Raw genomic sequence first — 13,879 nt, 5'->3', positions numbered from 1 at the left:
GGCGGCGGGGCCTCATATCTGGTGCGCACCCAGCATCCCGCCTCCTACACCGGACTGGACCTCAACCCGGCCGGCATCGAATTCGCCAAGAACCGCCACCACCTGGCCAACCTGGATTTCGTGGAGGGCAACGCGCAGGCTCTGCCGTTCGCCGACGAGTCGTTCGACGCACTGGTCAATGTCGAGGCTTCGCACCTGTACCCCGACGTCCCGAAGTTCCTCAGCGAAGTCAAGCGCGTGCTCAAGCCGGGCGGGCATTTGCTTTACACCGACTTCCGTCCGCGTTCGGAGGTCGCCCAATGGGAAGCCGACCTGTCCAACTCGGGTCTGCGACAGATTTCCATGGCGGTCATCGACCAGAATGTGCTGCGCGGCAACGAGAAGAACACCCCGCGCAAGCAGGAGCGGATCGCCCAGCACCACGGCTCGGCGGTCAGCCGCACCTTCGCCCGCTATGCCAGCGACATGACCGACTGGGCTTTCAACGGCGCGCTGCGCGGCAGCGAGTACACCTACCGCGTGTACTTGTTCACCAAGGACTGACGGCGTCTCGGCACGCTGAAATTCGCTGCTAGACAACGAGAAGGGGGCGACATGGCAACGGCGACGACCGATCCGGTACGGCTGCCGCCCGCGCTGCGGTTGCCCAAGCTCGTGCAGAGCGTGCTGTTCCTGACGTCGCTGCAATACTCGGTCGCGCCATGGCTGAGCCGGCGCTACGGCGGTCCCTTCATGATCAATCTGCCGGTCTTCGGCAAGATGATCGTCGTTCACGACCGCGACATCGTCAAAGAGGTATATAGCGCCAGCTTCGACCTGATCGAACGCCCGACCAAGGTGCTCGGCCAGGCGTTCGGGCCCGGCTCTACCTTCAGCCTGCTCGGCAAGGAGCACTCCGAGCGACGAAAGCTGGTGTTGCCCAACTTTTCCGGCAAGCGGGTGAAGAACTACGAGCAGCTCGTCGAAGACGAGGTGCTGCGCGAGACCGCCAATTGGCCGGAGGGCCAGGAGTTCGAAACCCTCGAATCGATGACGCGGCTGACGCTCAACGCGATCATGCGGGCCACCTTCGGCGAACGGGCCGACGCCCTCGATGAGCTCAAGGCCGTCATCCCGTCGTTGATCACGCTGGGCTCCCTGATGCAGCGGATGCCACCGGTCGTGCGACGCGAATACGGTCGCTGGAGCCCCGGCAGCAAACTGGCCGGGTTTCGACGCCGCTTCGACGCGGTGATCGACGAACTGCTCGCCGAAGCCCGCGCCGAGGAGTCGCTGGAAGGTCGAACCGACATGCTCGCGCTGCTGCTGCAGGCCCGCTACGAGGACGGCACACCGATCTCCGATCGCCATATCGCCGACGAGTTACTCACCCTCGTCGCCGCCGGTCATGAGACCACCGCGTCCCAATTGGCATGGGCCATCGAGCGGTTGCGCCGCCACCCCGAGGTGATGACGCGACTCACCGAAGAAGTCGATGCGGGCGGATCCGACCTGCGAGCCGCCACGATCTACGAAATCCAGCGCGTACGGCCGACAATCGCGGCCTCACTGCGCACCACGAAGGCCAGAGTCCGGGTGGGCGATTGGGTTCTTCCGCCGGACACCGCGATCATGGTCGACTTCCAACTCGCTCACGAGTCCGACGTCAACTACACCGATCCGGAAGCGTTCAACCCGGACCGATTCATCGGCAACCAGCCGCCGTCTTTCCGCTGGGTGCCCTTCGGTGGCGGCATCAACCGTTGCGTCGGAGCATCTTTCGCGCACATGGAAATGGATGTCACGCTGCGGACGCTGTTCCGCGAGTTCCGCTTCACCCCCACTGACGCACCCGACGAGGGCCGCAACTTCCGCGGCGTGGCGATCGCGCCGGGCAAGGGCGCACGCGCGGTGGTTTACCGTCGCACCGACGCCGCAGCGAAAAGTCGCGACTCGGTCTCTGTCGCCGACCGCAGCAGCTGACCCCGACCCTGGCCTGGCATACTTCCCGGCATGCCTACGACCAAGGAACGCGTCACCGACATCGGCTACCGCGGCTACAAGGCCTTCATGAACAAAGTCTGGTACCCGTTCCTCACCCGCCGGCTCAACACCCAGGACGTCACGTTCCTCAACTACGGCTACGAGGGTGACCCGCCGCTGAACCTGCCGCTGGACGAGAACGACGCGGCCAACCGGTATTCGATCAACCTCTACAACCAGGTCGCCTCTCAGATCGACTTGGAAGGCAAGAAAGTGCTGGAGTGCAGCTGCGGCCACGGCGGCGGCGCGTCCTACATCATGCGCACCTTCTCCCCGGCCTCCTACACCGGCCTGGACTACAACCCGGACGGTGTCGCCTACTGCACCGAGCACCACAAGCTGCCCGGTTTGAACTTCGTGCACGGAAACGCCGAAGATCTGCCGTTCGGCGACAACAGCTTTGACGCGGTGGTGAATGTCGAGGCCTCGCACGCCTACCCGAACCTGGAGAAGTTTCTCTCCGAGGTCAACCGGGTGCTGAAGCCGGGCGGCAGCCTGCTCTACGCCGACTTCCGCGGCCGCGCCGAATTCCCGGTGTGGGAGGGCGCGCTGGAGAAGATGCCGCTACGACAGGTGTCCATGCGCGTCATCAACGACGGCGTGATCCGCTCACTGGACGCCAGTGCGCAGCACAAACTGGACCTGATCAGCGCGCAGCTGCCAACGTGGTTCCGGCCGTTCGGCCGCCACTTCGCCGGGGTGCCGGGCACCGGGATCTACAACGTCATCGAGAGCGGCGGCGCCGAATACCGGATCTACCAGTTCATCAAGGACTGAGTCCAGGTCAGGTGATCGCGTAGTCCGACAGCGGGAAGCTCTCCTGCTCCTTCACGGCGCTGCGCACCGATGTCGGACGGAACAACGGCGCCTCACCCTTGCCGGTGTGGTTGCGGAACCAGTACGACCGTGAACCGACGCAGTTGCCAAGTTCGAACGCGGAGTCTTTCATCAGCGTGGTCATCCGCTCCAGAAAGCGGGCATTGGCGTCCTCGGTGACCTCGAAGGTGTGGGCGTCACGCCGCTGCATCTCACCGAAAAGCCGTTCCATGTGCTTCATCTGGTACTCGACGGTGTTGAACCACGACAGGCCCACCCAGGCGTACGGGCTGGCCATCGACAGGAAGTTCGGGAACCCGGGCATCGAAATGCCTTGATAGGCCTGGAATTGGGTTTCACGCCACCACTTTCCGAGGTTCTTACCGCCACGTCCGATCACCTCGATCGCGGGCAGGTTGGCCTCCCAGACGTCGAATCCGGTTGCCAAAACCAGGGTGTCGATAAAACGCTTGGTGCCGTCGTTGGCGACGATACCGTCGGCCTCGATCCGGTCGATCCCGTTGGTCTCCAGATGCACGTGCGACTTGGTGAACGCCCGGTAGAAGTCGTTGGAGATGGTCGGCCGCTTACAGCCGAAGTCGAAGTCGGGGTCCAGCTTTCGCGACAATTCCCGGTTGCGCACCAAGAGCAGCCGGTAGAGCCTGGAGAACTGCGAGATGCCCTTGTTGAAGAGCTTGAAGTACCGGAACTTCCACATGGTGACGACCATCGACCATTCCAGGATCGCGTCGGTGTACCCGCGCAGGGCGCGTTGGGTCGCCGGGAACTTGGCGAACAGCCGTTGCACCAGCGGGAAGAACTTCACGTCGAACTTTGGTAGCACCCAGATCGGGGTGCGCTGATACACCGTGAGTTCAGCGACTTCCTTGGCCAGCTCAGGAACAACCTGTACCCCCGTGGAGCCGGTTCCGATCACCGCGGCGCGGCGGCCGGTCATCGAGACGTCGTCATCCCAGACGGCGGTGTGGACGATCCGGCCGGCGAACGTCTCGATCCCAGGGATATCCGGCATCTTGGGCTGGCACAGAAAGCCGGTGGCGGCGATCAGGAACTGCGTGGTCAGCGTCTCGCCGCCGGCCAACGCCAGGCGCCACACCTGGGCGTCCTCGTCCCACCGAGCGCCCTCGACGCAGACGTTGAAGCGCATGAAACGGCGGACGTCGTACTTCTCGGCCACATGCACGGCGTAGCTCTTGAGTTCCGAACCCGGCGCATACATCCGCGACCAATACGGGTTGGGCTCGAAACGGTAGGAGAAGGTGGGCGACGGTTGATCGACCGAAAGGCCGGGATAGTGGTTGACGTGCCACGTTCCGCCCAGATCGTCTTCGCGGTCGACGATCAGAACGTTCTCATACCCCAGGCTCTTCAGCTGGATCGCAGCGCCAATTCCGCCGAAGCCCGCCCCCACGATGATCACATCGAACTGCTGGTCATCCATAAGCACTAAAGGGTAGCTTCTGCTGCACCAACGGTGAAACGACACCGAACCCGCAACCGGGCGGCCGGCGGCGTGAACAGGAACCCCGCGCGGCGCCGTTGTGATGATCCCGTAGTCTCTCGAGGCGGAGGGTCAACAAGCGGACACGGGGTGTGTACTGTCTAATAAGGTCCTACTGTTCGACGGGCACACCGACGCTGATCACGAGTCACCGGGGGCACTTGAGATAGACACGAGATTGAAGCCGTTCCGAACCAGGACTTTCACTCTCACCCGGTAGGCTCCCAGCCGGACCGTGCCCGGTGAAGCGCATGTGCAGAATGTCGCATGCCACGCTGAGCCGGAGGGAGGACTCAGTTGCCGGTCACACTGGCGATCTGCTTGATCGTACTGGGCGCCGTCCTCTTGGTGGGCGCGGTTCTGACGCTGGCCTTCCGCGGAGCGGCCAGGCGCCTGAGGCGCAACATGGACCTCAGCGACGACGCCGATTACGTCGCCACCTTGACATCGCTGTCGGAAGCGTCGGTGCGCCACTTCAATCCCTACACCGACGTCAATTGGGAAGCGCCGATCTTCTCCGTCACCGAGAATGACCCGCGCTGGGTCCTCTCCACATTGGATCCGCTGGGAAGTCATCCCTGGTACCAGGCCCAGCCGCTGGACAAGCAGGTCGCCATCGGCATGTGGCGCCAAGCCAATATGGCCAAGGTCGGCACGCAGTTCGAGGGTGTCCTGGTCCGCGGCCTGCTGCACTACGCGTTCTGGGTCCCCAACGGCTCACCCGAATACCGCTATTGCGTGCACGAGTCCATCGAGGAGTGCAGTCACAGCCTGATGTTTCAGGAGATCGTCAACCGCATCGGCATCGACGTCCCGGGCATGCCGCGCTGGCTGCGGGTGCTGTCGCCGATCGTCCCGCTTTACGCCGGCCCGCTGCCGAATGCCTTCTTCTTCGGGGTGCTGGCCGGGGAAGTGCCTTTCGATTACCTGCAGACCAATCTGTTGCGCGAACCCGAGCCGCGGTCGATTCACCCGATAATGCAGGACCTGATCGCGATTCACGTCGCCGAAGAGGCCCGCCACATCTCCTTTGCCCACGAGTACCTGCATCGGCGTGTCCCCCGATTGAGGTGGTACACCCGATTCTGGCTGTCGCTCTACGTGCCGGTCGTGATGCGGATGCTGGGCCAGGCGATGGTCGTGCCGTCGCGGCGCTTCTTCCGCCAGTTCGGCATCCCCCGCTCGGTGCGCAAGGAGCTGTACTCCGGCGGCGGGCGCTCGCGTCAGACGCTGCGAGACATGCTCGGCGACATCCGCATGTTGTGCGACGATCTCGGTTTGATGAATCCGTTCGCCCTGTTGATGTGGCGCATCTGCCGAATCAGCGGTCCCGCATCGCGTTATCGCAGTGAACCGCAGCGGGCCAACAGTGCAGTTTCGGTGAACGCAGCTTAAATCCCTTGCCGCGCAGCTCATCAGGCGTTTGGGCGATACTTCACAATCACGTTTCGTTGAGGTTGGGCGAGTTTGGCGCGGCACTGCGTTTTGGGCATCGATGCACGCCGGCGGTAAGGCGGCATGCCACCTAAAGCACATCCGACGCTGTGCGATACTTCCTGCATGGTTCGTAGCCCTTCCTTGGACAACGTTGGCGCAAGTCTCGTCTACCGCATCGGTTCGACGGCGACGTACAAGAAGCTGTTCCGGTACTGGTACCCGCTGATGACCAAGCGCTTGAATCACGGCGACGACGTTCAGTTCCTGAACTGGGGCTACGAGGAAGACCCGCCGCTCGGGCTGTCCCTCGACCCGGCCGACGAGCCCAATCGGTACAGCATTCAGCTCTACCACCAGTGCGCCACCCAGGACGGCGTCGACCTCGCCGGTAAGAAGGTGCTGGAGTGCAGTTCCGGCCACGGTGGCGGCGCCTCGTACCTGTCCCGCACGCTGAAGCCGGCCTCCTACACCGGCCTGGACTTCAATGCCGCGGGCGTCAAATTCTGCAATGAGCGGCACAAGGTGCCGGGCTTGAGCTTCGTGCACGGTGATGCCGAGAACCTGCCGTTTCCGGACGAGTCTTTCGACGCGGTGATCAACGTCGAGGCCTCGCACATCTACCCGCACTTCGACCGCTTCCTCAGCGAGGTCCGCCGCGTGCTCCGGCCCGGTGGGCATTTCCTTCATGTGGACTTCCGCAACCGCGACAATTTCGGTAACTGGGAATCGGATCTGGCGAACTCGGGTATGCGGCAGGTGTCGTCGCGGGTCATCAACGACGAGGTTCTGCGCGGCCTCAAGAAGAACTCGGCTCGTTCGAACGAGATCATCAACACTCGCCTGCCGGCCTTCCTGCGTAAGTTCGGTCGTGAGTTTGCCGTGGTGGACGGGTCGTGGTTCTACAACGACCTAGAGCGTGGCGAAATCGACTACCGCGCATATCATCTCACGAAGGACTGAGGTTCTTCCGGGCTATTGCCCGTGCGTCGGTAAGTCTTCACGAGAGGGTTTGTCCGCATGACGCTGGCTCGCAGGCTGCGATTTCGCGCCAGCCTGATGAAGGTCGGTGTCGACGGGGCGCTCGGGGTGGCGCGCGATAAGGCCACCTCGTACAGGTACTCGTTGACCGGCCGAGAAACCGCGCCCCACACCGACTTCGACCCGTTCTCGGCCGAAATCATGCACGATCCGTACCCGGGCTACCAGTCGCTGTTGAACGGCGACGACGTCCCAGGAGTCTGGTACAACCGCAAACGCGGCATCTGGATCATCGCAGGCTACGACGATGTTCGAAAGGCGTTGCGCGACAACGAAGAACTCTCGTCGGCTCAAAGTCAGAGCCGATTCCGGGTGTACCTGCCGTCGATGAACGCCGCCGATCCGCCAGCCCATACCCGGCTGCGCAAGTTCGTCTCCCGCGCGTTCACCGCGCGGGCCATGGCGGCCTGGCAGACCAACATCAACGAGGTCGCCGACGAATTGGTCGACACCGTGATCGCCCAGCGCCACACCGAGGCCGTCAACGGCCTCGCCAAGCCGCTGCCGACCCGGCTGATCGCCAGGATGCTCGGCATCCCGCAGCACGACCAGCCGCAGTTCGTGGCGTGGTCCGATGACATGGTGGCGGGCGCCTTCGCGCCGCTGACCCCGAAGGGCATCAGGCTTTCGGCGCGCTCGGGAAGCGCCACCGCGGCGATGCGCCGCAGCCTCGATCCGCTGATCGCGCAACGGCGCCGCACTCCCGGCGACGACCTGATCTCGATGATGACGCCCGCCGACGCCGACGACGTGCTCACCGACGACGAGATCTTCTGGAGTGCGGCGATGTTGATCGGCGCCGGCAGCGAGACGACGACCAACATGTTGTCCGGTTTGCTGTTGACGCTGGCTCAGCGGCCCGAACTGTACGCGCGGCTGCGTGCACACCCGGAGTTGATTCCGGCCGCGGTTGAAGAGCAGCTGCGGATGGGCTCACCGGTGCAGGGCTTCTACCGCACCGCGACGTGCGACTACACCGTGGGGGCGCACACGATCCCGGCCGGCGCACGGGTGTTGCTGCTGTTCGCGGCCGCCAACCGGGACCCGCGCCACTACCCCGACCCGGACACCTTCGACCTCGACCGCAATCCGACCGACCATCTCGCGTTCGGCGGCGGTGTCCATTACTGCCTGGGCGTGCCGCTGACCCGGCTGGAAGGAGCCCGGGTGTTTTCCCAGTTGCTGCCCAGGGTCTCCGAGATTCGCCTGGCCGGCGATTACCGCTATCTCGACAACCCGACAATGCGTGGGCTGGAACACCTTCCGCTGGAGTTGGTTCCCGCCACCGGAGCCTGAGTCGCGGGCTCAGAGCCCGTGGGTGCCCAGCCAGCCGTCGATGTGGTCGGCGACAGCCATCCAGCCGGGCTCGAGCATCATGTTGTGTCCCATGCCGGGGAAGAACTCCGCCTTCGTCCCGTAAGCGCGCGCCGTCGCCACGATCTCGTCACGGGTGTGCGCGCCGTCCTCGTCTGCCCCGAGCACCAAGACCGGCGCGGTCACGCGCCTGGGTCGCGGCAGTCGCAGCAGCAGGCAGTCGATGCCGATGCGCGAACTGTCCTCTTGCAGTCGGGCGGCATATTTGCGGACGTCGGCTTCCGGTGTGCGCGAGGAGAAGAACCGCTCCCGCGCCAACTCCGGCGGGTTGATGTAGGGCAGTGCTTTGCCCGTAATGGTCATCTTGACGAAATCCGACGGACGTTCCCGGATCCAACGCAGGGCGTTGCCGAGGTTTCCCTGCGGCGGAATCGACGTCATCAACACCCCGGCCGGTGCGTCGTAGCGCTCCAGGTACTTCTGCACGATCAGGCCGCCCATCGAGTGCCCGATGATCACCGGCGGGCTGGGCAGACGCTCGGCCACCGAGCGAACGTCCTCGACGTAGTCGGCCACCGAACATGCCCGAAGCGGCTTGTTCGTCGGGCTTTCGCCATGTCCGCGAAAGCTCAAAGCCACTGCGCAATAACCCTTGTCGGCGAAGTAGCTGAGGAAATTCTCATCCCAACACCACGCCGCGTGCCAGGCCCCGTGGACAAAGAGCAGCGGGACGGGATGCGCCTCGCTGACACTGCCCTTCTCGATCACCTCTAGCACAGCGCCAGCCTATCTGTCCGTGTAACCGGAACCTTGCAGTGTCCAAGAATCCGTATATCGCGACGGCGTGGCAGTGCCCTCAGTTGAGTTTTCTCCTGGCATGCCAGGCCAGTAGGGGTAGTAGTTGCTCGTGGGGCGCAAAGCGACAGCACGCCGCGACCAGGCGATTCATCCGGCCGGGAATCACCCGGCACTTGTCGGCGTCCAGTCCGTCGATCGCCGCGCGGGCGACCTGGTCGGCGGATTTCCACATGAAGCCGGGCAAGGTGGCGGCGCGCTCACCGGCGTCGAATCCGGCCACATCGTCGAACCCGGTGTCGACCGGTCCGGGACACAGCGCGGTTGCCACGACACCGGTTCCGCTCAACTCGCTGCGCAGACTCTCGGTGTAGGACAACACGAATGCCTTCGCTGCGCCGTACGTCGCATGCCCGGGCAGCGGGTAGAACCCGGCCAGCGAGGACACGTTGAGCACCGCGCCGCCGCCGCGCTCGACCATGCCCGGCAGGAAGCGGCTGCACAGGTCCACCACGGCGGCGACATCGACCTCGACAAGGTTGAGTTGTTGCTCTGGAATCGATTGCGCTACCGGCGCACGCCTCGCCAAGCCGGCGTTGTTGACCAGGATGTCCGCTGTCACGCCCAGCGCCGCGACGCGTCCCGGCAGTGCGGCGCGATCCTCGCGACTCGACAAATCGGCAGGCAGTACGTGTGCCTTGATGCTCAGACCGTCGGCGAGGGCCTGAAGGCGGTCCGTCCGCCGGGCGACCAGCACAAGTTGATGACCTCGTCGTGCCAACTCCAGCGCGATGGCGGCACCGATGCCCGACGATGCGCCGGTGACGACTGCCACACGGTCTTCTGCGGGTGTCGGTAGGACCACGCGGACTGACCTTACCCGGCCTGCCCGAGACAGCGAGTTGAAAATTCAACTAAGCCACGTCGATATCGTCACAGTGGAGAAGTCTTCGGACTGAGGCAGAACAAGGTAATTTATAGTCGGCGCGAGGGGGACGCACATGAAGCGAGGGTTGATGACACCTTGGAAAATCCGGGGGCTGGGTGCTGGTCTGGTTGCGGGTGCATGCGCCGGTCTGATGGAGGCGGCGGCTTTGCTGAGCGCGGCGCCGGCCTTCGCGGGAGGCGACGGCGATACGCCGGACTACACCGCGCTGGTGTTGGGCCACGCGTTTTTGGCAACGCCGAATGAGCCGTACATGCAGGAAGTGATCGGTACCTACGTCGATCCCTCGCCGGCGTATTTCTCCGGCCAGCCGACCTACAACGTCGTCGGCGACCCGATCAGCGTGACTACGCCCGAAACCGATTACACCACGGGGGTAACCCAAGGCGTCGCCGACCTGAACACCGCGATCGACACGCAACTCACTGCCAATCCCAACGCCGACGTCGTCGTCGCCGGCTACTCGATGAGCAACTCCGACATCACCCAGGAGATGATCAACCTCGCCAATACGGCTGGAGGCGCCCCCGACACGGCGGGTCTCAAATTCGTGCTGGCCGAAAATCTGCAAAGCCCCGACGGCGGATTCTTCACTCGGTTCCCGGGATACGGCGGCGCGAACCTGCCGGCGACCCCGGCCGACACTCCGTACACCACCGACATCTACACCATCGAATACAGCGGGGCATCCGACTTTCCGCAGTACGACGGCAACATCTATGCCGACCTCAACGCCGCGGACGGCTACCTCGACCTGCATCCCTACCTGCTGCCCGGCTGGCCGGCGTACTTCACGCCGTCGGAGCTCGCCGGCGCGGTGGCACAACCCGTGTCCTCGGATTACACCGGCGACACGAGTTACTACATCATCCCCACCCAGGATCTGCCGATCTTGAACGATCTCCGCGACGCGCCGGGCGCGCCGTCGACGCCCGCCGACTTGATCCAGCCCGACATGCGGGTGCTGGTCGACTTGGGTTACAACTGGTCCGGTGACGCGAACGTCAGCACGCCGGCAACGATGACAAGCCCGGCCCTCGACACTCCCGTGGTCGATGCCTATCTGCAAGCCGGGGCCGACCAGGGCATGATCGCCGCCTTGGTCGACATGGGCGTGCTGCCGCAATCCGATCTGACGGGTCTGGCGGATCTCTATCCGTACGTGCCGGATGTCGCGGACCTGCAGTCAGGTGCACTCACCGCCACGTCCGACACCGCCGCGACGGCAGACGCGACCGCCTCGCTCACCGCACTGACCAGTGATTTGGCCAGTTCGACGAACCCGCTGGCGGCCGACCTCAGTTCGTTTGCGCCAGGCTTTGCCACCGATCTCGGCGACTATTTCCAGATGCTCGCTGGCTCACTCTGACAGCTGACCCACATCCGGTGAAGTCAAAGCCTATTGCGCTGATCACCGGCGCAACGAGCGGCATCGGTGAGGCCACCGCTCACCGGCTGCACGAACGCGGCTATACCGTGTTTGCGGCCGGCCGCAATCCTGAGGCGTTGGCTGCCCTGCACGCCAAGGGTTTACAGGCCCGCCCGCTTGACGTCACCGACGAAGCGGCGGTCACTCGCCTCGTTGAGGAGATCAATGTCGAGCACGGCGGAGTCGACGTGCTGGTCAACAGCGCCGGGTATCCACTGCCCCGGCCGCTGGAGCAGGTCGAGCTGAGCGAACTGCGGCAGCTTTTCGAGACCAACGTGGTTGCCACCCTTCATCTCTGCCAGCTGGTACTGCCGGGCATGCGCACCCGCGGCTCGGGCCGGATCGTCACGATCGGCAGCACCGGCGGCCGGTTCACCAGCCCCGGCGCCGGCGCCTATCACGTCGTCAAGTACGGCGTCGAGGCGCTGTCGCTGTCGCTGGGCGCCGAGATGGCACCGTTCGGTGTCCGCGTCGTGCTGATCGACCCGACCGGGGTGCGTACGCGTTTCGTCAGTTCGCAATTCGAGACGGAGCACTCCTACCCCGACGACGATCCCTACGGCGACTTCAAGATTCGCTATTCCGAAACGACCCGACGGCTGGCCACGGCGAAGGGACTGACGGTGTCTGCCGACACGGTGGCCCGTGTCGTCATGCGAGCCGTGCAGGCCAAGAATCCCAGGCCCCGCTACGTCGTGGGGGCGTCCGGCAAGGCCTCGGTGCTGGCCCGCACGTTGCTCAGCGACCGGATGTGGGACCGTGTCATGAGGCACGGCATCCGAGGCTGAGCCAATCCGGGCTGGGCCAATCCGGGCTGGGCCAATCCGGGCTGGGCCGACCTGAACTCAGAACATGCTCAGGAGCGACTGTGGCACGAAGGAACTGAGGTCTGCGCTGATCTGGGCGCTGACCTCGGCAAGTACCTGACCTAGCGAGTCGGCGCCCGCCGTCGCCCCGAAGCTGGACATCAGCGCGCTCAGATCGGTCGACATCGACGAATAGACGTTAGTTCCGCTCGCCGCCGCACTGGCCGCCGCGCCCGTCAGGCCTGGGTCACCCTGTGCCGGGTCGAGGAGGAATCCGACGGTGTTGACGTTGCCCAACGACGTGAAGTTCCACTCGTTGTTCGTCAACAGTGTCAACAGGTCCTGCCCGTCGAGGTTGGGGTCGTAACCGCCATAGGTGGGGTCGAAGGTAGTCGTCGATGGATCGGCCGCGTACGCCAGGTAGTTGGGGTCGGTCACAATCCCGTCGTTGGTGAACAAAGCCGGCAGTTCGGGGTTGATGGCGGCCAGGTCCGCGTCGTAGGTCGCCAGTTGCTCCGGAGTCAGGTTGTAGTAGCCGGTCTGCAGCAGCGCGATGGCATCGTAGGTTTCGGCCTGGGTCGCGGTGCTGTCGGTGACGCTGTTCAAGTAGCTCTGAATCGTGGTGTTGCTCGGATCCCAAGCCAGGATGTCCTGCACCAGCGCGGTCTGGGTGTCGGCAGCGGGGATGTTGCACAGCGCCGGGCAGGCGGGGCTGCCCTCGACAAACGGATCGAAGGCCACCACCGATGAGGCGGCGAGGTTCTGGAAGGCCTCAAGGATGCTCGTCGAGGAGGGAATGTCGATGCCGGTGCCGTCGATGCCCGAGGTCGAGGGCGTAGCCAACAGGCTGTTGTAGTAGTCCTGGAACGGTCCGAACAGGTTCAGCTTGAACGTGTCGCCGGCCCACGGCATAAGGTTGCCCGCGGTGCTGGCCGTCGTGCCGTCGAAGCCGAAGGCGCTGGCCACCCCACCACCGGTGCCGGTGTCGGGGCTGGGATCGACCAGGCCCGAGTCGTCAGCGGGGGTGAACGTGTAGTTACCGCTGGTCAGATCCGACAGCGGCACCTTTAACCAGTTCGAGAACAACCCGAAAGGCTCACCGGTTTGGGTAGTGGCCTGTCCGTCAAGGGCCTGAAAGAAGCCGATGAGACGGTCGAAATCTGTACTGCCGGTGATGACGTTCGGCGGAGTCATCGGGTAGCAAGTCTGGGCGTCGCAGGAGGCACTGACCGGCAGCTCGGCGGCGGCCAGCATCGCAATCTGCTGCGCCAGCCCCGCCGTGCCGTTGGCCATCGCGGTCGGGTCGATTTCCGGCTGGTCGAGCCCGGAGATCTGGGGAGCAAACGGGAGCGCTATGTCGAGGAGGCCCAGGTAGTGGCCGATGTCGCCGGGGTCGGTGCCCCACAGGTTCGTGGCGTTGGGAACCCACCAGTCCCCGCTGAAGAACAGCGAGTTGGAGAATACGTCGAGGCCCTGAATCTCGTTGGAGGGAATGTTCGCGAAGTCGTTGAACAGATTGATCGGAACGTTGAGGATATCGGCGCTGGAGTCGACCAGTCGGACGTCAGTGCTGCGGACGGCGGGTTGTGAAGTCTGCAGCGTGAACGGTGCGACGGCAACGGCACCGGTTGCCGCAAGCGCCGCTGCAGCGAAGACGTACGTACGCGAGACAACCTGCATGGCGCCCCCCTTTCTCCCCTTTTGCGAAACCCCGCTGAACTTACCCTGAAACGATCTTGAGGTGACAGCTGGGG

12 protein-coding genes are annotated in these 13,879 nt (G+C 64.2%); 8 read left to right on the top strand and 4 right to left on the bottom strand.

Annotated features, from left to right (window positions below):
• The 3 genes from AC2VOG_RS03585 to AC2VOG_RS03575 form a co-directional block, all read left to right on the top strand.
• Positions 1–543, top strand: a 543-nt coding sequence (locus tag AC2VOG_RS03585) for a class I SAM-dependent methyltransferase (protein ID WP_486938539.1), incomplete at its 5' end; no start/stop codon positions are given.
• 51 nt (positions 544–594) lie between these two features.
• Positions 595–1,962, top strand: a complete 1,368-nt coding sequence (locus AC2VOG_RS03580; protein ID WP_486938538.1) for a cytochrome P450 — start codon at positions 595–597, stop codon at positions 1,960–1,962.
• 30 nt (positions 1,963–1,992) lie between these two features.
• Entirely contained in the window at positions 1,993–2,799 is an 807-nt protein-coding gene (locus tag AC2VOG_RS03575; protein ID WP_486938537.1) for a phthiotriol/phenolphthiotriol dimycocerosates methyltransferase, read from the top strand.
• A gap of 7 nt (positions 2,800–2,806) precedes the next feature.
• Here AC2VOG_RS03575 and AC2VOG_RS03570 read toward each other — a convergent pair whose 3' ends face one another.
• A complete protein-coding gene (locus tag AC2VOG_RS03570; RefSeq protein ID WP_486938536.1) occupies positions 2,807–4,300 on the bottom strand; it encodes a flavin-containing monooxygenase in 1,494 nt (497 codons plus the stop codon).
• A gap of 465 nt (positions 4,301–4,765) precedes the next feature.
• On the opposite strand from AC2VOG_RS03570, the gene AC2VOG_RS03565 reads away from it, so the two are divergent.
• The 3 genes from AC2VOG_RS03565 to AC2VOG_RS03555 all read left to right on the top strand — a co-directional run bounded on the left by AC2VOG_RS03565 (position 4,766) and on the right by AC2VOG_RS03555 (position 8,131).
• Positions 4,766–5,755 carry an AurF N-oxygenase family protein gene (locus AC2VOG_RS03565; RefSeq protein ID WP_486938540.1) on the top strand — a complete coding sequence of 330 codons (990 nt, stop codon included), beginning with the start codon at positions 4,766–4,768 and terminating at the stop codon, positions 5,753–5,755.
• Positions 5,756–5,920: 165 nt separating this feature from the next.
• On the top strand, positions 5,921–6,757 hold the full coding sequence (locus AC2VOG_RS03560) for a phthiotriol/phenolphthiotriol dimycocerosates methyltransferase (protein ID WP_486938535.1): 837 nt from the start codon (positions 5,921–5,923) through the stop codon (positions 6,755–6,757).
• 57 nt (positions 6,758–6,814) lie between these two features.
• Positions 6,815–8,131, top strand: coding sequence for a cytochrome P450 (locus AC2VOG_RS03555; RefSeq protein ID WP_486938534.1), 1,317 nt, complete (start codon positions 6,815–6,817; stop codon positions 8,129–8,131).
• 9 nt (positions 8,132–8,140) lie between these two features.
• Here the strand turns inward: AC2VOG_RS03555 and AC2VOG_RS03550 are convergent, their stop codons facing one another.
• Positions 8,141–8,926: an alpha/beta hydrolase gene (locus AC2VOG_RS03550; protein ID WP_486938533.1), complete on the bottom strand. Its 786-nt coding sequence runs from the start codon at positions 8,924–8,926 to the stop codon at positions 8,141–8,143.
• Positions 8,927–9,005: 79 nt separating this feature from the next.
• Positions 9,006–9,809 carry an SDR family NAD(P)-dependent oxidoreductase gene (locus tag AC2VOG_RS03545; protein ID WP_486938532.1) on the bottom strand — a complete coding sequence of 268 codons (804 nt, stop codon included), beginning with the start codon at positions 9,807–9,809 and terminating at the stop codon, positions 9,006–9,008.
• 151 nt (positions 9,810–9,960) lie between these two features.
• Here AC2VOG_RS03545 and AC2VOG_RS03540 point away from each other — a divergent pair, with 151 nt between their 5' ends.
• Both AC2VOG_RS03540 and AC2VOG_RS03535 read left to right on the top strand, forming a co-directional pair.
• Positions 9,961–11,259 (top strand): PE-PPE domain-containing protein, encoded by a 1,299-nt coding sequence (locus tag AC2VOG_RS03540; RefSeq protein WP_486938531.1) that lies wholly within the window; start codon positions 9,961–9,963, stop codon positions 11,257–11,259.
• Between the two features lie 17 nt (positions 11,260–11,276).
• Positions 11,277–12,107: an SDR family NAD(P)-dependent oxidoreductase gene (locus AC2VOG_RS03535; protein ID WP_486938530.1), complete on the top strand. Its 831-nt coding sequence runs from the start codon at positions 11,277–11,279 to the stop codon at positions 12,105–12,107.
• Positions 12,108–12,164: 57 nt separating this feature from the next.
• On the opposite strand, the gene AC2VOG_RS03530 is transcribed toward AC2VOG_RS03535, so the two are convergent.
• Positions 12,165–13,805: a hypothetical protein gene (locus tag AC2VOG_RS03530; RefSeq protein ID WP_486938529.1), complete on the bottom strand. Its 1,641-nt coding sequence runs from the start codon at positions 13,803–13,805 to the stop codon at positions 12,165–12,167.
• Between the last annotated feature and the right edge of the window lie 74 nt (positions 13,806–13,879).

It is taken from the genome of Mycobacterium sp. TH-M11, assembly GCF_057473725.1.
The sequence above is the reverse complement of the archived record's forward strand: the minus strand, read 5'-3'. Positions and strand labels throughout refer to the sequence as shown.

Bases quoted from the DNA above. Each gene is read 5' to 3' on its own strand.
- AC2VOG_RS03555 (WP_486938534.1), top strand. From the start codon at position 6,815: ATGACGCTGGCTCGCAGGCTGCGATTTCGCGCCAGCCTGATGAAGGTC.
- AC2VOG_RS03580 (WP_486938538.1), top strand. From the start codon at position 595: ATGGCAACGGCGACGACCGATCCGGTACGGCTGCCGCCCGCGCTGCGG.
- AC2VOG_RS03540 (WP_486938531.1), top strand. From the start codon at position 9,961: ATGACACCTTGGAAAATCCGGGGGCTGGGTGCTGGTCTGGTTGCGGGT.
- AC2VOG_RS03575 (WP_486938537.1), top strand. From the start codon at position 1,993: ATGCCTACGACCAAGGAACGCGTCACCGACATCGGCTACCGCGGCTAC.
- AC2VOG_RS03570 (WP_486938536.1), bottom strand. From the start codon at position 4,300: ATGGATGACCAGCAGTTCGATGTGATCATCGTGGGGGCGGGCTTCGGC.
- AC2VOG_RS03530 (WP_486938529.1), bottom strand. From the start codon at position 13,805: ATGCAGGTTGTCTCGCGTACGTACGTCTTCGCTGCAGCGGCGCTTGCG.
- AC2VOG_RS03560 (WP_486938535.1), top strand. From the start codon at position 5,921: ATGGTTCGTAGCCCTTCCTTGGACAACGTTGGCGCAAGTCTCGTCTAC.
- AC2VOG_RS03565 (WP_486938540.1), top strand. From the start codon at position 4,766: ATGGACCTCAGCGACGACGCCGATTACGTCGCCACCTTGACATCGCTG.